The organism is Aporhodopirellula sallentina SM41 (assembly GCF_000346505.1).
GTDB classification, from domain to species: Bacteria; Planctomycetota; Planctomycetia; order Pirellulales; family Pirellulaceae; genus Rhodopirellula; species Rhodopirellula sallentina.
Genome location: NZ_ANOH01000243.1, coordinates 1 through 18,854, shown reverse-complemented (window position 1 = coordinate 18,854; position 18,854 = coordinate 1). Strand labels below are relative to the sequence as shown.

The following is an 18,854-nucleotide window of genomic DNA, read 5'->3' as shown; positions in this document are numbered from 1 at the left end:
TAACTTGGAGATGGAATTGCTTTGGGGGCTTATTCTGTTTCGGTTGAATCGTTTCGGCAGACGCGGTTGGCGAAGAGTTTGGGATCGATCGTTTCGCTGAGGAACTCGATTGATCCGTCGCCCAGTGCGACGTGGGCTCCTCCGGCGTGGAGGCTGGCGAGTCCGCCGACGTATTTGGGGTCGAGGTAGGCGTCTTTGTTTCTTTCGGCGTTGATCGGCGTGCCCGCGTTTCGCAGGCTGCTGCGCGTGCCGCTCATCCAACCGAGATCGAAATCGGGTGGCGATAGTTTTTCACCGAGCAGGATCGTGTACGCCATCCCGTCGGGGACTTCATCGGGGATCAACCATCGGTTCAGCGACAGCAGGCCGTCGTTGTCGGTGCCGATCGGCCTAGCGTCGCTGGAATGCAATCCGGCGTAGCTCGTTGTGTTTGGTTGTTGTTGCTGGGCCGACGTGGGGCAACGCAGAAACGGGATGTCGGCTTCGCGGGTGATCGCGTTGGCTGGGGCGTAGACGCCAACGTCGAATTGAATCGATTGGTACATGCCCTGGCGGTCGCAGTAAGGCAACAACGCCGAGACCCAGTTGTGGTGGTAGCCTTCCGGGAGGCTGTCGATGGTGAGGGGGATCGCGTCGCTGTCGTCTGCTCCGGTGGGGAGCATCTCTCCCGTCCAAATGGTGGCGGATCCGGTAAACGTGCCGCTGGGCAGGTGGATGTGATCGACCGCGTAGGCTTGAGCGGCGAGAGCGAGCCGTGTCAGGTTTTGTTCACAATTGCTTCGCCGGGCGATCGACCGCATGTCCCTGACGACGGGGATCGATATGGCGGTCAAAATCGCGAGGATTGCGATTACCACCGCGATTTCAAGGGCCGAAAACGCGGCTCGCCTGGTGTGCGATCCGGCGAAGGAATCGTTGGGGAAATGCGGACAAACGAGGGGGATTCGTGGACACGAATTCGGCTTCATAAAGACCTCTCTACCTTACAAAATCAGCGAATGTGTCTATCGTAACGGAATTGCAAAAATCGTTCCGCCCGGGGCGGCATTCTTTCGGTGTGAAAGAATGCGGTCAGGACGGCAACTCATCCCGATCGACGGCATTTTCATGAGACGACTGTTTTGTTACGCGTTCATTCTCCCGTGCGTCATCGCGATGTCGACGGTCGCCCGAGCGGTCGAACCGGTGGTACGCACCGCCGCGGCATCGGGTGCGTCTGAACCTGCGTTTTCGGTGATGACATGGAACCTCGAGTGGTTCTATGACGATTCGAAAAGAGACAACTACAGCAAACTCGCGATTGAAAAGTCTAGCCCGACGCGGGGGCATTGGAATTGGCGACGTGACGCGGTTGCCAAATCGATCGCCTCGGTCAAACCCTCCGTCGTCGCACTTCAGGAAGTCGAAGGGCAGCGGGTGTTGTGGTATCTCAGTCGCGCGTTGCAGCGAGAGCATGCACTGCAATACGCAGAATACGCGATCGAAGGAAACGACCGGTACACCGAGCAAGATGTCGGATTGTTGGTAACCAAACCGGTCGACGTGTTGACGATGATGCGGGGCAACGTGACCGCGCAGATGCGGAGCGAGGAAACCTACGGCAGCGTGACGAAGCATCTCGCCGCGATCCTCGAGGTGCCGGTCGGCGACGAGTTGGAAACCGTTCTGATCGTCAACGTGCATTTGCGCAGTGGCGAACAGGGGGCGGAGCTGCGTCAGAAGCAAGTGGCGAGTTTGGTCCGATGGCTTCAGGTTTGGGAGAAAACTCCGGTGCACATTGTGGTACTCGGCGACTTCAATACCGAGGAAGTTGCTGGGAAAGTTCGTCCCGGCAGTGAGTTGTCCATGTTGATGAGCCGCGGAACGCGTGACCGCAGCGATGACCTCGTCGATCTGCTCGTGATGTCCGACGCACCGCGACAGCAAACGCATTTGCTCAATGGAAAACAATTTGATCGGATCCTCGTCAGTCGTTCGTTGGTGGACGACGATCCCAAGCGTCGGGATTTGTGCCTGCGTTCGGTGGCGGTTCGTAATGATTTGGCGATCCGCGCGGGCGTCGATCACAAAGAAGATCACTGGGAAAGGTACTGGGAAATGGATGCGTCCGATCGCGACCTGAGTGACCACTACCCGATCATCGCGGAGTTCGAAGTCCGATGAGTGAACCAGCAGACAAACAACGCAAGCCCGATCCGCGGCCAATGATCCGGTTGGACGATTTCCTCAAAGCCGCCGGCGTTGTCGGTACAGGCGGCGAAGCGAAAGTCCGCATCCAGGCGGGCGAGGTGATGGTGAACGACGAAGTCGAAACGCGTCGTCGCCGGCAACTGTTTACCGGGGACGAAGTGAACTGGGACAGCCAAGTCTGGGTGGTCGAAGTGACCGATGACTGAGGCGTACGGAGCGTTTTGAAATCGGAGAATTCCGCACCCCGTAGCTGGATTCGTCAAGAATCCAGACTTCTGAACTCAGGAGACGTCGGCAACATCTTTTTGAAGAAACTTAATTCTGTCGAGGCGCTCTTGTCGCCCTTGTTCGTTGTTTGAGAATCGGTCGCACGAGAGAACTTGTTAGTTCTGGTTCAAGACACCAAATCGTCCATCACAGTCCTTTGTGAATGATATAGAACGAAAGAAAGTGTGCCTACATTGGGGGCTGTTCCGGGTGCCCCGGAAAGAAACGCGATTCGTTGAGAGTACCTTTTGGCTTCTTTAGCCTCCCTAGCAAGATCAATCTTTTTTCTCGCGTCGCGGTCCTTTGCGAGCTTTGGTCAATCCGCAATAGAACGTCTCATTCTCGGATCCTTGGTTCCACAGATGAACCGTTGCGTCGGACAGTTCGTTATCGATGATGATCTGCGCTTTCTGTAGGAGATGCTGGGCGAGTTGTATCGCTTGTGTTGCGGTTAGTTGTGCGTTGATATTGTCGCGAGTCTTATACAACGCGTTTAGCTGAACCTTTGGGTTTCCTTGCAGCTTGTGATCGTTCTCTTCGTCTGCTTGAAACTGTTCGAGCGGTGAGTCGGATAGAGACGCCGGTTCAGGTTCGTGTCTTCCAATCAACCATTCTTCGACTTTGCTTCGCATATGCGGCTCGAGCACGACGGAACCATTATGCTCGCTTCCATCTGCGAACACTCCTGACGAATAGTTGAAGAAACAACCGTCGTCGGCTTCCACTTGAAAAACGGCTCGATCATCGACGACTAAATCAAGCTTGCTTGAAAGATGCTTGAATTCGGCATTGCTCAACGCATGCTCGCGAAGATCACGTAAGCATACCGCAGACAGTCTCGCCCGCGTTGGCCACAGCTGATACTTTGCCAAATATGTTGCGACGGCCAAACGCAATCGAATGAAATTTTTGCTCTCTTCACCATTGGACATACTTTTACCTGCTGCCTATTCCGAGATCAGTTCGGCGACAAAATCTGTCACGAACCGCTTAAATGAATCGTTCTGAACGAATTGCTTGTAGAACTCGGTATCGTCTCGAAGCATCGGCCCCATTGCTTTCTTCACTGCCGCGGTCAATTCGAGGCGTGCTTTACCAGGCGTGTTTGTCTTGGCGTTTTGATACGCTTTGTCTTTCTCAACCGCCGGAGCGACGTCGTCTTTGATGCGTCGGAAGATTCTATCGGCATCCGTGAAAAGCGTTCCGAATTGCTCGTTGAAGGTTTGGAGGATCTCGCTCAATCGAACGAGTTCGGGTTGCGGCTTTTGACCGCCTCCCCCGGGCGGCGTCGGATCGATCTCGGCGTCTTCATCTCCGAGCATAATCTTCAATCGCTCTTGCTTTTCAACGCGATAGCTATCCATGTTGATCGCGTCAAGGATCCCCTTCGATAGATCCTCTTCAGTCGGTGCTGGCAGCTTGCGGACAAGCATCGTCAGAAAGATCGAAAGCTTCTCCCAAGACGCGTTGCTGTAAGGAAGGATCGAGGCCAAGAAGTCATAGGTTCGCACGAACGCCTTCGCTTTACCCTTGAACCCGACTTGGCCGTCTTCGTCCAGTGTCGTCTTGTAGAGCGCGACGCATGGATCAAGCAACGGATCGAGCGTATCACGGCGCTCGCCGGCCAAGTATCGCTCGACAAGCGTATCGACTTGCTCTTGCGTGAAGACTTGCGCGTCTTCGAGTTCACGTTGCAGGTCATGCAACTTGTTTTGATCAGTCTCTTCGGAAAGAAGCGTTGTTCGGTAATAGTTCGAGAACGCTTCGGTAACGGTATCGGCGTTGTTGTAAAAGTCGAGGACAAACGCGCTTCGCTTGTTCGGATGCGCGCGGTTGAGACGTGACAGCGTTTGAACCGCTTGAACCCCCGACAACTTCTTGTCGACGTACATCGTGTGTAACAACGGCTCGTCGTACCCGGTTTGGAACTTGTCTGCGCAAACCAAGAACCGATAGGGGTGTTCTTGGATCTTGTCCGGAATCTCGTCGCTTGGAAAGTCATTCAATTGGCTTTCCGTCATCATCTGGCCTTCGACGTCGGTTTCACCCGAAAACGCAACAATTGCTTTGTGTGGGCTCTTTATCTCTTCCAAGTAGCTTTTGATGCTTCGATAGTACTTCACCGCTTCGGGGATCCCGCTGCAGATCACCATCGCTCGAGCTTCGCCACCGATCTTTCGAGGTGCCAACACATAGGCGAGAAAGTGGTCGACCATGATTTCCGCCTTCAAGCGGATCGCGTGATCGTGGCGTTCGACGTACTTGCGAAGCTTCTTTTGCGCCCGTTTCCGATCGAACATCGGATCGTCTTCGACAACCGCTTCCAACCGGTAATAGCTGGCGACCGGCGTGTAGTACTTCAAGACGTCAATGATGAAGCCTTCATCGATCGCCTGCTTCATCGTGTACGTATGGAATGGTCGATGCTTTGTCTTCCCCTCGGGACCGGGGAAAGCATCACCGAACATTTCCAACGTTCGGTTCTTCGGGGTTGCGGTGAACGCGAAGTAGCTTGCGTTGGTCACCATCTTGCGCGCGGCCATTCGCTTTTCGAGCGCATCGTTGATCGTGTCTTCTGGATCGCTGATCGCTTCGTTCACTGCCGCAGCAACCTTGCCGCCTTGGCTCGAGTGGGCTTCGTCAATGATCAGCGCGAACTTGCGACCGCGATGGGCGTCACCGATCTCGTCCAAGATGAAGGGGAACTTCTGAACGGTGCTAATGATGATCTTTTTGCCGGATTCGATGAACTTTCGCAGGTCGCCGCTACGCTTCGCATGGCCCACGGTCGATCCGACTTGCATGAACTGACGGATCGTTGCATCGATCTGTTGATCGAGGATCCGTCGGTCGGTGATCACGATAACCGTATCGAAGATCTCGGGGTCGTCGACTCCGCCACTTCCGCCGCGAAGTCCGATCAGTTGGTGAGCCAACCAGGCGATCGAGTTCGATTTACCACTGCCCGCCGAGTGCTGCAATAAATAGCGACGGCCAACGCCGCGTTCTCGAACGTTCTCGAGCAATCCGCGAACCAGATCCAATTGGTGATAGCGTGGGAAGATCTGTTTGCGTGTTTTCTGCCCAGTCTTCTTGTTCTTCTCGACAACAATTTGGGCGTAGTTCTCGACGATGTTCGTTGTGCTTTCCGGCGTCAGAACTCTCTTCCATAGATAGTCCGTCTTCAATCCGCTCGGATTTGGTGGATTGCCCGCCCCATCGTTCCAACCTTGGTTAAACGGCAAGAACCAAGACTTCTTGCCTTTCAGGTGCGTGCACATTTTCACTTGCTGATCATCGATCGCAAAATGAACGATGCAACGCCCGAACGCGAAAAGACGCTCTGTCGGGTTGCGTTGTCGCGGGTCGCTGTACTGTGCGACCGCGTCGTCAACGTCTTGATTCGTTAAGTTGTTCTTTAGCTCAAACGTCGCGATCGGCAGGCCGTTAATGAAGATGCCAAGATCGAGCGCACGACCGGATTCGTCGAGGCTATACCGCAATTGCCTTGTGATACTGAAACGGTTGCCGGCGAACAGTTCCGCCGACTTCGCGTTGCCGGGCGATGGTGTTCCGTAGAACAGTTCGATGTCGTGGTGATCGAACTTGATCCCGCGCCGAATGACGTCGATAACTCCGCGCGATCCGATCTCTTTCTCGAGTCTCGCGAGGAACTTTCGTCGCGTCGGATTATCGCTCTCGAGTAGCAATTCTTCCGCGATCGCGGCCTGAGTCTCTGTCAAGAACTCGCGAAGCTTCGCCAAGTCAACGCAATATTCGCGGTCATAATCTTTTGGATCGCCCGGTCGCCAACCGCGATCGACCATATCGTCGAAGATGATCTTCTCGAGTCCGCCTTCGCTTGTGTCGCTGACACCGCCAGCGATATTCTTGTAGAACGGTCCTTTCTCGTGGACCTTGCTTGTTGGAGGCAGAGGGCCAGACTCATTCATCGCGTTCCAAGTCCTTTTTCATACTCCTTGATTTCTTCCAGCTTACCGACGTAGAAGCACTCCAGAGGCTGCATCAATCGTTCAACTTCGTCGTCATTGAGGCCCCTACTGACGTAACCTTTGAGTCGCAAATCCAATCGCTTTCTCTGCTCAGCGAGTTGAGCTTTTGCGTGATCGTACTCTTGGTGGTCTGCAATCATCGTTTCATGCTCAATGTTCAAATTGTTGGCGAACTTGACCGCTTCCCACCAAGCGAGCGAAAACTTTGAAGTTACCCGATTCATAACGGATTCTTCCGGCCGGGATCGCGGGGTGAATTCGATGGTGGTCGGCAAACGATTTTACATCACCGAAGGAAGACCTTACTGTCAATCTCGCATCACGCCAAACGCTCTTCGGTATTAACGAATCGCTTGCCAAGGCGTCCGCTTCGCGTTCAATCTTATCTGTTCCACGTTCATCCAGGTTGTCAAATACGGCTTGGCAGACCCCCTTGTCGATGTGCAATGAGATATGGGCAAGCTCATGCAACAGGACGAACCAGAAATTGTCTAGTCGATCATGTCGCAGAGTCATTGCGATTAGTCGCCCATCGTCGCCCAGTCGCATTGCCGCTCCATCAAGGTAGGTTCTGGGTAAATGACGTTCAACGATGAGGTGAATCCCATTTTTTGCCAAGAACTCTTGCGCCAGTTTGGGGCCGTCGTTAAAGAAGCTTAAACGGGCAACCTCCCGCAAGAAAGATTCGTCAACCGTACCGCTTTCGTACGTCAGCTTTGCTCTCTGTTTCGCAACACTCATCACGCGAATCTGCCACGCAACCAACGCGGCGTCGTCTTTAGCATTGCCACAACGAGACATCTGCCGGTTGAATACTTCGAGTGACGTTGGATCTCCTACGGGTTCAGTGAACTTGGCAAGCACATCATCCAGTTGCTCCCTTGCTTCCTTAAGCGACTTCACCACACCGTCAAGCCAACCTCGCTTGACCATCTCGGCGAGCGGAAAGCGTTTTCCCAGTTCGAGAAAATCTTGGGCAACGGGGACCGAACCCTTCTGCCTTAGCAAGACATCGGCAGGTATACCAAGCTCGTCAACCAATCTACGGATCATCGTTAGTGACAGGTCACGTTTCCCGGCGAGAACTTCTGAAACCTTACTCTTGCTCCCAATGATTGGAATCAAATCTTTCTGCTTCAGATTTGCTTGATCCATACGGAAGCGAATTGCCTCAATCGGATCGGGTGGATCAACCGGGAACACCTCGTCCTCAAACTTTTCGATCAACAGCAACCAAAGTTCCAGCTCGTCGCCTTCGGGAGTGTCGGGCGTCGCGGCGAACAGTTCATCGACTCGCGCAAGCGCACGCTGATGATCCCGCTCGGTTTTGATAACCCTCGGCATCGGCGTTTTAGATGGTTTGCGAGTCGATTTGGTCATATTCCGCGTGGGTCCCGATGAATCGGATGTAGATAGTGAAGAATTCGTAATTGATTTTGACAACGAGTCGGTATTCATTGCCGCAGATATTGAAGACAACGCGACCATCTTTCAGGATGCTGGCATTGCCGTAGTGTGCCTTCACGTCTGCAGGTGTTGACCACGATGCTTGCTTTGCTTCGGCGTACCAAGCGCGGAGAGCATGGTCGGCGCGTGGGTTCGCGGCTCCGTACCTCGTTAGCGTGCTCCTTGCGATCACTCTCATGAATTATCGTCCGTTCCCATTCTCAAGTCAATCCAATAGTTCCCAATCTGGGAACTTTGGTCTGTTGTACATAGGATTAGGCATGCTAGCAAATCTAGATTGGCGAATAGAGTGATACTTGGACCGCCGATTTTCCACGAAAAGTTGTTTCGATTGCGTTTCGAACCGTTTCCCATTCGAGCCCACCCAGGCCGCAACCGAGTGCCGGCAGGGCGACGGAGCGGATACGAAGTCGGTCGATTTCGTGGGTGAGTGCTTGCAATCCGGCTTCGATGTCGGCCAGTTTGCTGGAATTCCGCCAATGGTCCTTCGTCGGGAAGTTGACGATGTAGCGGGGGCGTTCCGATTCACCACGGTCGAAAACCAAAACGCTGCCCGGGCGAAGCGACCCAGCATCGCAAGCCTGTTTGTAGGCGACAAAGTTGTCGGGGAAGCGTTGTTTGAACGCCAACGCGATACCGCGTCCCATAGCGCCGACACAGTTCACCGCATTGGTGATGGCATCGACATCGGCTTCAAACAGATCTCCCGAAACGATCTCCACCATCACACCGCCTCCTCGATCATTTCGTCGTCGGTGGCAAAGTCTTCGTCGAGCGCTTCGGTGGCGGCCAGTTCGGCGACCTCTTCGCTGACGTCATCCGGTAACGACCGAGCGAACTCGCGAACGTCCAGTTTGCCAGTTACAACGTCAGCGACTAGACGCGTGCGGCATTCGATCAAAAGTTCAATACTTCGCCGATTCTTCAGGATGGAAGATTCGATCTCCTTTAAAGCGTTTTTTACATATCCAACGATTTCCCTTTGCTCAGATTCAGACGGCTTTGGAAGTATGAACGATCCAAAGTCGTTGTATCGCACGCGGGGTGCGCGTTGGCGGACTGACGGGCAGAGCATTACGAAGAAGCCGCGTACCGCCAAGCTGCGAAGAAGTAGCGCATAGTAGTCTGAACTGATTCCATCCATTGATGGTTCGCAAATCACATATTCCGGCGAGCATTTTCCAGTCGAGTCTGAAACGCCGATTGCGCCCGCGAATGCGTCCATTGAGTGAAGGACGAGTTGACCTGGATAAATACCTTGGTAGCCCAACTCCCAAATGGCATTAGTGAATCCAGTTGTGCGGCGGTTACTTCGGAGTGTCACTTGCCCGTCGCGGAAGCAAGTCACCTGTTGAGCATTTTCTGGCATTTCTGGCCGAACTTGATGAAACAACAGTTTCGCCCGAAATACTGGCCAATTTGATGGAAGTTCGCCAAGCCAAGGAGCATGTTCGCAATTTCGTTTGACGTTTTCGTCGAGGCCTCGGGTGACGGCGCGGTGGATGATCGCTTGCTTCTGCTCCTCGAGTAAACCGATCACCTTTCGCTTCGCCGCAATCGCCTTCCCCAAACGAACACTCGCCCAATCCAAAAAACGAACAATCAGTGCTTGTTCGTCCGGTGGAGGAACGGGAATCATCTCACATTTCAGTTTTTCCATCGGAATGCGCATTCGATGGGCAAGTATCCCGTTCCCAATCCGAACGAGGCTCTTGTGGAAACGTGGATTTTGAAACACCGCGGTGAAGTAACGTGGCAAATCGTCATCCATCCGAGTCCGCAGCACATAATAAACTGGGCTCAAACATCCGGTGTATTTGGAAATGCCAAGCGAACCAATGATTACGTTCATGCAGTTCAATACGATGTCATCAGGACGTACAATTTTGTATCGTCGAATATCCTCTGAGCGTTTATTCCCTACATTCCCCTTTTCAGCATAAGGAATAACGCCTCGCGTTTTCATGACCGACAAGACGTCTTGAACTTGGTTCTGATCATTCGTTTCACGCCGTTCGTACAATCGCGCACCAAGTCTTGACAAGGTCCAATGTTGGGGAATGTCGCCCAACCAAGACTGGCCTGACGTCTTGTACTCTTCGTATGGCTTTAGTTCAGCGATCATGCGACGCTCCCGTGAAGCAAGTCGTCGAGCAATCCTTCCGCTTCTTTCTCAACCGCGATGATGTCGTCGCGAATTTCGTCTAGCGTTCGCAGAGGTTCCGGCTTATAGAAGTGCCGCGTGAACGAGATCTCGTAGCCGATCTTCACGCTTCCCTTCTTATCTTGTAACCACGCATCGGGCGTGTAGGGCAAAACTTCTCGCTCAATGAATGCTTCGATCCCGCCGGGTTCGAGTAGTGGGATCTGCTCACTGTCTCGCAAGTCCGCATCGGGCTCGAACTCGACAACGCTCTCGGCCGGATAGGCGTCTTCGCGAGCGGATGACGGGCGAAGGCACTCGGGTAATTCGCCCCACCGGTATCGACCATGCTTCGGATCGGCGTCGACTTTGGTTTCGCCCTTCTTGTTCGGTTTGGAAACCTTGGCGATCACCGGCGGTGCGGCTTCGTCAACTTCGCTAACGCCTCGCAAGACAAGTTTCAGTTCGGCCGCCGACGGTTTCTTGTCATGCTCCGCCAACTTCTCAGTGGCGACTTCCGAGAAAACGTTGTAGTCGTCAAACGGATCGCCGCCCACGTGCTCACGCAACCACGTTCCCAACTCGACCAATCGAGCGTCACGTTGCCAAGTCTCTGGCTTGAGTAGCTTCTTCTTCTTGCTCTCGGGTAGGCTCTTTCCGCCTCCGCCGTCTTCGTCATCATCGTCGCTTCCCCACTCGGCCAATCGCTTGGTGAGTTGCTTCTTGATGCTTCCAAAGTCTTCGACCAATGCGTCGCCGAACTCTTCGTATAGCGTTTCACGAATCTCTTCATCACCGGACGCAAATCGTAATGCTTCGATGCGTGGGATCGTCAATTGGCTTCGCAATCTCAATGGACGTTCAACAACGACTTTCCAGTATCCGAACGCTTCGCCCGGGAAGATTTTGGATTGTTCAGTTTCCTCGAAGTTTAGATAGGTGTCGCAGATCCGCTTGATATCGTCGTCGCTGAGCTCTCAATTCTTCTTGCCGAGGTTTTTCCGTAGTGGCCGATACCACTGCGTCGCGTCGATCAGTTGCACCTTGCCTTGACGCTGCTGCGACTTTCGGTTGGAAAGCACCCAGATGTAGGTTGCGATGCCCGTGTTGTAGAACAGGTTCAACGGAAGGGCGACAATCGCTTCGACCCAATCGTTTTCGATCAACCATCGTCGAATGTTGCTTTCCCCTTGGCCAGCGTCGCCAGTGAACAGCGACGAACCGTTGTGGACTTGGGCGATCCTGCTTCCCAATTCAGTCCGGTCGTTCATCTTGGATGCCATGTTGGCCAAGAACATCATCTGGCCGTCGCTGGATCGTGTAACGAGTGAATAGTCGGACTCGCCGGCATGGGAGATTCGGAATCGCGGATCCCGTAGTGAATCCTTCTTTCCCGATGGACACATCGATTCGAGATCTTTCTTCCAGCTTTTCCCGTACGGTGGATTGGAAAGCATGAAGTCGAACTCTTTGGCGCCGTAGGCGTCGTTCGATAGCGTGCTGTATTCGGCCCCGCCTCGGATGTTGTCCGCGTTTTCTCCGTCGCCTTTGATCAGCATGTCCGCTTTGCAGATCGCGAACGTCTCGGGGTTGATCTCTTGCCCATAGAGATAGGTCTTCACGCCGGACTCTTCGCCCCCATTGGCTTCTCTGGCCAGTTCAATCAAGGTGTCCTCGGCTACGGTCAACATGCCGCCGGTCCCGCATGCGCCGTCGTACAATTCGTAGGATCCTGGTTTGATTTTGTCCGCGATGGGCAAGAACATCAGTTTGGTCATCAGACGAACGGCGTCGCGGGGTGTCCAGTGTTCGCCGGCCTCTTCATTGTTCTCCTCGTTGAACTTGCGGACCAGTTCTTCAAACACGGTCCCCATCGCGTGGTTGTCCATCGCGGGATGGCGAACGCTGCCGTCGCTATTGAGAACCGGATTCGGGCTTAGATTGATCTCGGGGTCGCAGAACTTTTCGACGAGCGTTCCCAGAGCGTCGGCTTTCGAGAGTGTGGGGATCTGATTGCGGAACTTGAAGTTCTCGAGGATGTCTTGAACGTTGGGCGAGAATCCGTCGAGATAATCTTCAAAGTCGGCGCGTAGCTGTTGCTGGTTTCCTCGCGAGCGAAGATCCCGCATCGTGAATTTCGAGGTGTTGTAGAACGGTTGGCCGGCGGCGTCGCAGAGTGCTTGATCTTGCTCGGTGATCTTGGCCTCGTCGAGCATCTGCTTCGTTTCAAGAACCGCCGCCGATGATGGCTCGAGAACCGCGTCGAGACGACGCAAGACGCACATCGGCAAAATAACGTCGGGATACTTGCCTCGTTTGAACAGATCGCGAAGCACGTCGTCGGCGATGCCCCAGATGAACGAGACGATCTTGTTGTGAGTTGCTTGATCCATCAGCTATTTCGTTGAATGACTGGTTGGCTATGTCGCTGGTTCGGTGGCGGTTGGTTCGTTCTACCTAGGTCGTTTGCGTTCGGTCGATGTTCTTTGCCGAGCCATTGTTCAATCACGTCGCGGTGGAATCGCCAATGCTTTCCGACCTTTTGGCCGGGAATCCTGCCTTCTTGGACGAGTTTGTAGAGCGTTGATTTGGGAACCTCCAAATAGGTCGCCAATTCGTCGATCGTAAAGACGTCATCTTGGTGTAATTCCACGGGTTTCCCACCATTTTTCGAGCGTCGTTGCCGTCTGGACACGTTTGGTCACGGCTTCGACATTGTCCGCGTTATTAGCGGTTGCTGTCAATTAGTGGGCGGCCGGATCGGACTCAAGTTTGGCTCGCAGTACAGTGATGACGCGGTTGTGACCTTTGGCTTGTCTCGTGTAGCGTTCGCGTTCGTGGTCAAACGCCGTTACTTCGTCGTTCCATTTGTTTTGGCGTTTCCAACCCTGCCGCCGGCTAATCATTTCGGACGTGGCCCGGGATCGCCTTGGCGTGCGGCTTGCTGCAAAATGCCGGTATGAAAACAAAATTATTCTTGATTAGTGGATGGTCGTGGGGACGTTCTGCTCTCGAAAGCATGGCTGTGTTGCTGGCAGATGACTTTGACGTTGCCTTGCTTTCCTCCGAGGAGGTTATCGCTCCTGGAACGCTTACGTCGACGCTGCCTACTGATCGACCATGCGTGTTGGCCGGATGGTCGATCGGCGGGATGTTGGCGTTGGAGGCGGCGACGGGGGTCGCCGACGGGTCGATGTTGTGTTTGATCGGTAGCACCGCGAGATTTGTTGCCGGCGACGATACGCCGCACGGGGTTCCGATGGCGGAAGTACGATCAATGTCGATTTCTTTTCGGCGAAAACCCGAGGAAACACTCGCAAATTTTGATGTCCAGGCCGCATTGCCGCATGACCTGATTGCTCGAGCAGAACCGTTCGACGGCGACCAGGACGACTGTCGCAAATTGGCGGACGGGCTAAAATATCTGCGTGACGCGGATCTTCGTGAGACGGCGAGCCGAGTGCGTGTGCCGACTTTGATTTTGCACGGCCAGGAGGATCGCGTGATTTCGGTTGACGCCGCCGATGATCTGTCGCGGCGACTCGAGACGTCGCACGTGCGAAGGATGGAAGCGGTCGGACACGATTTACCGGTGCGTTGTCCCGAATGGATTGTTTCGAACTTGATTGACTATTGGAAAAACGATGTGGCTCGCACCGATGCAGGATAGAACGATCCGCTCGCGATTTTCTGCGGCCTCGTCGACCTACGATCGCCACTCGCACGTGCAGGAGCAAGTCGCCGATCGCGTGATCGAGTTGATGAAAGAACTTGGGCCTGTTGACCGCGTTTTGGAATTGGGGTGCGGCACCGGACGATTGACTGAAAAAGTAGACTCGCGATTTAAGAACGCATCGATCACGGCGGTCGATTTATCGCAAACGATGATCGATCGAGCGAAAGTTAACCTTGGTGAATGCGACCGGATTGAGTGGGTCGCGTCGGACGTTTGTGACTACCAAACCGAGTCGCCGTTTCCTCTCGTCGTCAGCAGTTCTTCGTTGCACTGGGTGACACCCATTGATTTGGCGTTTGAGTCGATCCATCGTGCGGCCCAACCCGGCGGTCAGATCGTGGTCGCGATCATGCTGCGTGAGACGCTCGGCGAGTTGCACGACGCACGTTTGCGAGTGGCACCGCACAAGCCACCTCAATCCCGATTGCCGACGTGGGCGGATGTGACCGAGGCAGCCATGCGAATGGGATGGCAGATCAAGCACCAGTCGCAATCGGTTTTCACGGTGCGGCATGCGTCGGCGCGCGACCTTCTCACCGCAATCCACCAACAGGGGCTGACCGGAGGCAGCGTTTCGCACTCTCACACGCCGTTGACTCGGGGTGAGTTGACTGCGTTGGTTCGCGATTACGAGACGAACTATCGAGACGCGAGCGACGCGGTCATCGCGAGCTATCAAGTTGGCTTTTTGCACTGCGAGACTCTTGCCGGATAGATCCGCGGCGGCTGCGCAGCGCCTCATCGCCAGACGTCGGAGAATGATACAAAGGAATACGATGACGAATGCTGAGACGAATCTTTGGCTCGACGCGGCACGGCAGACGGTCGTTTCCTATCGGAATATGATTGACGCGTCGGTGTCGCAGCTCGGCGATGAAGAGTTGTTCCAGCGACCCGCGGAGGGGATCAACTCGGTCGCGATTATTCTGCGGCATCTCGGAGGTAACCTACGTAGTCGCTGGACCGATTTCTTCACGAGTGATGGTGAGAAGGAGACCCGAGATCGGGATACTGAGTTCCTGGATTGGGAAGGCGATCGGCAATCACTGATCGAGGCGTTCGACGCCGGTTGGTCTGCGCTCGTCGATGCGCTGGCGTCGATCGATCATGAGAACGTTCACCAAACTGTTTTGATTCGCGGCGAACCTCACACGGTCACTCAAGCGGTCACGAGATCGTTGACTCATGTGTCGTATCACGTGGGACAAATTGCGATCATCGCTCGATTGGTCCACACCGGACAATGGCAGTGGCTGACCATCGCCCCCGGTAATTCCCAGACGCACAACGCGACGACATGGGGCACCGCGGCGAGTCGTAGTGTCCATGCCGACGTTGATCGCCAGGGGCGGGACTCGGACGCCAAGGAAGCGTAACAGCGGACCGGTGTGTTGGCACGGCGCTGGAAATTCGGGCTCGATGAAACGCGTTGCATAAATGGGACTGTTTCGCCAATCGGGCGAGCGCCTGTGGTAGGTTGTTCGACTGGGTTGTGTCGGCGTTTGCGATGGGTGCACGCCAAATTGGTAACCGTTTGGGGAATGACCGCATGTCTCGCGTTTTGCCGGTGTTGGCTTTCTGGGTTCTGGTTTCGCAGTCGTGTTTTGGGCAAGCCGTGTTTGAGAAGACGCCGCATTGGAATGCGGATCGGCATGGCAACTTCTATCAGAATTCCGAGTTGAAAGAACTCGATGAGCGTGGGTATCCGGTTGGTTGGGGCGAGGTATCCACATTTGAAACGGGGCTCGCCACGGTACTGAATCGAGCGAAAGGCATCGTTCAACTGACGTGCCCGAAGGATGGCAGCGAGACTTCGATTTCGACGACGATTGAACTGCCCAAGCGGATCAAGTTTGTGACGGTTTTGACTCGGATGCGAGGGCCGACCGTTGAGTTGGGCGAATCCGACGACACGGGTGCGGGAATGGTTTACAGGTTGGAAATGAAGAGCGGGAAGACTCGCGAGTTCCCACGCGTCGAGCCGATCTATCGGTTCGGTTCGCTCGGCGGATGGAAGACGTACCGAACGTCGATGCGTGTCTTGCCCGGGTACGTCAAACTGAATGTTCGGGCGGAAATCAACGACGCGAAAGGCAGCTTGGAAGTGGACCGGGTTTTGGTGGTCTCATCGGAACCCGGCTATCAAGCCACCCAGGAAGAGCGTGTTCGGTTGATGACTGCGATTCACAAAGACGATGACGTCGAGATCGCGAAAATGATGGAAGAACAGCCGGCGTTGTTGGAACTGCGTGACGGTACGATGGAGAACGGAACACCGTTGATTATCGCCGCCTGGTACAACTCGGTCAAAGTCACGAAGGAACTCATTCGCTTGGGAGCCGACATGGAGGCGAGTGACGAATCGTGGCAGAACACTCCGTTGGCATGGTGTTGTTGGTGGGGCAACCCCGACGTCGCTGAGGTGTTGGTCAATGCGGGTGCGAAGACAAAGCACTATGCTCGAATGGCCGCCTCGAGCAAAACCCAGAATCGTTCACCACGCGGTACACCGGAGGACTTCGACCGGATTGTGGAACTGATCGAAGCTGCCCAGGCGGCCGCGGCGAGATGAACGGGGAAGCCCGTTTGCGGATGGATGAAATTTTCCAGGGTGGCAAATTGCTGTTTTGACTTTGGCTGCTATGTCGACCTTCAATCGTGAGTCGGTTTGCAGGCGTTGAACATTTCGATGGCCTGCACGGTTTCAGCCACGTCGTGAACGCGAATCAGGTGAGCACCTGCCGCGGCAGCCGCGAGTGACACACCGAGGGTGCCAGCCATCGGGTTGAATTCGCGTCCGGACGTTTCAGTGAACGCGGCAAGCCGTTTGCGGATGAAGCCTTTACGCGAGTGGCCGATCAAACACGCACATCCGAGGTCGGTGAACCGGTGGATGCCTCGGATGAGTTTGAAGTTGTGGTCGTGTGTTTTGCCGAACCCGACACCGGGGTCCAGGCATATCTTTTCGAGTTCGATACCGAACGAAAGGCATGCGTCTCGGCGGGCGATCAGGTAGTCGCGGATTTCCTCGACGACGTTTTCATAGGTTGGATCGTCCTGCATCGTTTGCGGAGTCCCCCGCATGTGCATGACGCAGACACCGACCCCTGATTGCTTCGCCAGTTCGGCCATTTTCGGATCGCCTTCGAGGCCGGTGACATCGTTGATGATCTCCGCGCCGGCATCGATAGCGGCCGATGCGACGCTGGCTTTGCTCGTGTCGATGCTGATGGGGATATCGAGCCGGACCGCGAGAGCGGCGATGACGGGGGCGACGCGAGCGGTCTCGGTGGCCTCGTCAACGGGTGTGGAATAAGGCCGCGTGCTTTCGCCGCCGATGTCGATGATGTCGGCCCCGTCGGCTTGCATTTGGAGGCCCGCCGCGACGGCTGCTTCGACACGCAGTTCTTCGGAGAGGTCACCGCATTTGGAGACAGCACTGCCTGAGGGGAGTTCTGTGTTTCCGAAAAAGCGTCCGCCGTCGGAAAAACTATCCGGCGTGACGTTGAGGATGCCCATCACGCGAGGTCGGTCCTCGATCGAAATCGTACGACGAGAGGTTTTCCAAGAAAGCATCGTCGGGGTGGGCGTGGGCGTCGGAGGAGTCGAGGGCATGTTGGTTTGCGTGGCAAAGAATGAGGGTTGAGGCGAGTTGGATGTGTTGGGTGCGAATGAGTCGAACACGTCACGTCGTGGACGTATTTTGGTTTCCATTCGAAAGTTCGGCGAGGCAGAGGCGAGGTAATTTGTAACGGATGGGGGAGGTTGGGGTCTGCCGGGTGTCCGTGCTAACCCGGTTGGGCTGAGATGTCGATTTCATCGTTGAGGGTTGACCGGATCGACCCCGGGGAGTTGCCACGAGCGGCGGATCCCATTGCGGTTGGCAACGAACGGCCGCACGCATGCAATTGTTTCTCGAGAAGGATTTCAATCGTGATGGCTGTGACTGTCTTTCGAAAACCGACCATCTGGATGTTCCTTCTGATGGTGGGAATGACATCGACCGCTTCGGCGGACTTCGGTACGTGGCTGCACAACAAGAAGATGGCTTACTGGCGGAACACCGCATGGCCGGACCCGTTCAACGAGGCCGATGCGATTCAGGTCGTCACTCCGTTTGAAATTATGAAGAATAACGGTTGGCGCAGCCATAACACGATCGGGCACGAGTTGTTCCGTGCCGGTGACGGTGCGTTGTTGGCGGCGGGCCAAAACCGAGTTCGTTGGATCGCGACCCAGTCGCCGTTGACTCGTCGTGAGATTCACGTGCTCGAGGGAGTCAACGCGGCCGAAACGGATGCTCGCGTCGCAGCGGTTCGCGAAGCGGTCGCGGGGCTGACGCTCGACGGTGTCGAACCAACCATCTTGGTCACCCGTTCGGTCCCACCAACCACACCGGGTAGCATGGCGACGAAGATCAATCGTGACCGATTCGAGAACATTCCGATTCCGAAGTTGCCAACGACCACCGCGTCCGGGCAACAAGGTGTTGCTGAGTAATCAAACCGTGGTTTGAGCTTCGCACGGCGGCGCGCGAAGCGGTTGGTATCGGCTGATTGGTTCGTGATTGAAGTAGGCCGGATGAAGGAGGCTTTGCGACGCGTATCCGGCGGTGGTGTGGATTGCCGGCACGTCGCTTCGCTCGGTCCGGCCTACAAACATCCACCCCGTAGCGAATGTCGCCAAGACATTCGGCGTTTTCGTGGGGCTGTGCCGAAACACTTGGCGTGTTTCGCTACCGGGAATTTGGGCGGGATTGTGGAGCCGTGCGACGCAGTGTGGCACCTCGCAACACATTCTGCCGGAACTTCGCTTCGCTCGGTCCGGCCTACGGGGCGATGCGAGACTCACCTGCTTGAATTAGCCGACGTGGGTTCGCACCGGTTGGCTGACAGAGAACCGTGGCAAACGCCGAGCGGCTGATTGGCTTTTTGTTTTGCTGCGTTTCAACGACGAAAAGCCCGATGGGCTTACCTAGGTAAACCGATCGAGCTAGTCGTGGGAGCGTTGTCGTTGATCCGGGCGCGTACCTGGCGAC

Annotated in this window: 20 protein-coding genes; 7 read left to right on the top strand and 13 right to left on the bottom strand. The window is 55.1% G+C overall.

Annotation, left to right across the window (positions count from 1 at the left end):
• Positions 1 to 29: 29 nt before the first annotated feature.
• A complete protein-coding gene (locus tag RSSM_RS16540; RefSeq protein WP_008681073.1) occupies positions 30 to 857 on the bottom strand; it encodes a DUF1559 family PulG-like putative transporter in 828 nt (275 codons plus the stop codon).
• 250 nt (positions 858 to 1,107) lie between these two features.
• On the opposite strand from RSSM_RS16540, the gene RSSM_RS16535 reads away from it, so the two are divergent.
• Positions 1,108 to 2,163 (top strand): endonuclease/exonuclease/phosphatase family protein, encoded by a 1,056-nt coding sequence (locus RSSM_RS16535; protein WP_236621191.1) that lies wholly within the window; start codon positions 1,108 to 1,110, stop codon positions 2,161 to 2,163.
• A complete protein-coding gene (locus tag RSSM_RS16530; protein WP_008681069.1) occupies positions 2,160 to 2,396 on the top strand; it encodes an RNA-binding S4 domain-containing protein in 237 nt (78 codons plus the stop codon). Before RSSM_RS16535 ends, RSSM_RS16530 begins: the two co-directional genes overlap by 4 nt.
• Positions 2,397 to 2,732: 336 nt before the next feature.
• Here the strand turns inward: RSSM_RS16530 and RSSM_RS16525 are convergent, their stop codons facing one another.
• The 10 genes from RSSM_RS16525 to RSSM_RS16485 form a co-directional block, all read right to left on the bottom strand.
• Positions 2,733 to 3,254, bottom strand: coding sequence for a hypothetical protein (locus RSSM_RS16525; RefSeq protein ID WP_144059883.1), 522 nt, complete (start codon positions 3,252 to 3,254; stop codon positions 2,733 to 2,735).
• A gap of 150 nt (positions 3,255 to 3,404) precedes the next feature.
• Complete coding sequence (locus RSSM_RS16520; RefSeq protein ID WP_008681065.1) at positions 3,405 to 6,410, bottom strand: type I restriction endonuclease subunit R; 3,006 nt, start codon at positions 6,408 to 6,410, stop codon at positions 3,405 to 3,407.
• Positions 6,407 to 6,610: a hypothetical protein gene (locus tag RSSM_RS16515; RefSeq protein WP_008681063.1), complete on the bottom strand. Its 204-nt coding sequence runs from the start codon at positions 6,608 to 6,610 to the stop codon at positions 6,407 to 6,409. Before RSSM_RS16515 ends, RSSM_RS16520 begins: the two co-directional genes overlap by 4 nt.
• Positions 6,611 to 6,620: 10 nt before the next feature.
• Positions 6,621 to 7,850, bottom strand: coding sequence for an ImmA/IrrE family metallo-endopeptidase (locus tag RSSM_RS16510; protein WP_052336067.1), 1,230 nt, complete (start codon positions 7,848 to 7,850; stop codon positions 6,621 to 6,623).
• The gene (locus RSSM_RS16505) at positions 7,822 to 8,115 is read right to left on the bottom strand and encodes a type II toxin-antitoxin system HigB family toxin (protein WP_044302775.1); all 294 of its coding nucleotides are present in this window, start codon (positions 8,113 to 8,115) and stop codon (positions 7,822 to 7,824) included. The genes RSSM_RS16510 and RSSM_RS16505 overlap by 29 nt, the downstream gene beginning before the upstream one ends.
• Before the next feature lie 94 nt (positions 8,116 to 8,209).
• The gene (locus RSSM_RS16500; RefSeq protein ID WP_008681057.1) at positions 8,210 to 8,662 is read right to left on the bottom strand and encodes a macro domain-containing protein; all 453 of its coding nucleotides are present in this window, start codon (positions 8,660 to 8,662) and stop codon (positions 8,210 to 8,212) included.
• Entirely contained in the window at positions 8,662 to 9,789 is a 1,128-nt protein-coding gene (locus RSSM_RS31755; protein ID WP_144059882.1) for a restriction endonuclease subunit S, read from the bottom strand. Before RSSM_RS31755 ends, RSSM_RS16500 begins: the two co-directional genes overlap by 1 nt.
• A 269-nt stretch (positions 9,790 to 10,058) precedes the next feature.
• Positions 10,059 to 10,916, bottom strand: a complete 858-nt coding sequence (locus tag RSSM_RS34290; protein WP_201767206.1) for a hypothetical protein — start codon at positions 10,914 to 10,916, stop codon at positions 10,059 to 10,061.
• Between the two features lie 141 nt (positions 10,917 to 11,057).
• Positions 11,058 to 12,473 (bottom strand): type I restriction-modification system subunit M, encoded by a 1,416-nt coding sequence (locus RSSM_RS34285; RefSeq protein WP_008681050.1) that lies wholly within the window; start codon positions 12,471 to 12,473, stop codon positions 11,058 to 11,060.
• The gene (locus RSSM_RS16485; protein ID WP_008681048.1) at positions 12,473 to 12,733 is read right to left on the bottom strand and encodes a helix-turn-helix domain-containing protein; all 261 of its coding nucleotides are present in this window, start codon (positions 12,731 to 12,733) and stop codon (positions 12,473 to 12,475) included. The genes RSSM_RS34285 and RSSM_RS16485 overlap by 1 nt, the downstream gene beginning before the upstream one ends.
• A 306-nt stretch (positions 12,734 to 13,039) precedes the next feature.
• Between RSSM_RS16485 and RSSM_RS16480 the strand changes: the two genes are divergently transcribed.
• From RSSM_RS16480 to RSSM_RS16465, 4 genes are all read left to right on the top strand, one after another.
• Positions 13,040 to 13,750: an alpha/beta fold hydrolase gene (locus RSSM_RS16480; protein ID WP_044302779.1), complete on the top strand. Its 711-nt coding sequence runs from the start codon at positions 13,040 to 13,042 to the stop codon at positions 13,748 to 13,750.
• Positions 13,725 to 14,531 (top strand): methyltransferase domain-containing protein, encoded by an 807-nt coding sequence (locus RSSM_RS16475; RefSeq protein WP_063709085.1) that lies wholly within the window; start codon positions 13,725 to 13,727, stop codon positions 14,529 to 14,531. The genes RSSM_RS16480 and RSSM_RS16475 overlap by 26 nt, the downstream gene beginning before the upstream one ends.
• Before the next feature lie 61 nt (positions 14,532 to 14,592).
• A complete protein-coding gene (locus tag RSSM_RS16470; protein WP_008681039.1) occupies positions 14,593 to 15,192 on the top strand; it encodes a DUF1572 family protein in 600 nt (199 codons plus the stop codon).
• 173 nt (positions 15,193 to 15,365) lie between these two features.
• The gene (locus tag RSSM_RS16465; protein WP_044302778.1) at positions 15,366 to 16,388 is read left to right on the top strand and encodes an ankyrin repeat domain-containing protein; all 1,023 of its coding nucleotides are present in this window, start codon (positions 15,366 to 15,368) and stop codon (positions 16,386 to 16,388) included.
• Between the two features lie 80 nt (positions 16,389 to 16,468).
• On the opposite strand, the gene folP is transcribed toward RSSM_RS16465, so the two are convergent.
• On the bottom strand, positions 16,469 to 17,392 hold the full coding sequence (gene folP, locus RSSM_RS16460; protein WP_044302777.1) for a dihydropteroate synthase: 924 nt from the start codon (positions 17,390 to 17,392) through the stop codon (positions 16,469 to 16,471).
• Positions 17,393 to 17,752: 360 nt separating this feature from the next.
• Here folP and RSSM_RS16450 point away from each other — a divergent pair, with 360 nt between their 5' ends.
• Entirely contained in the window at positions 17,753 to 18,316 is a 564-nt protein-coding gene (locus tag RSSM_RS16450; RefSeq protein ID WP_236621190.1) for a hypothetical protein, read from the top strand.
• 328 nt (positions 18,317 to 18,644) lie between these two features.
• Here RSSM_RS16450 and RSSM_RS34775 read toward each other — a convergent pair.
• A partial coding sequence (locus RSSM_RS34775) for a hypothetical protein (protein ID WP_044302773.1) occupies positions 18,645 to 18,854 on the bottom strand: 210 nt, incomplete at its 5' end.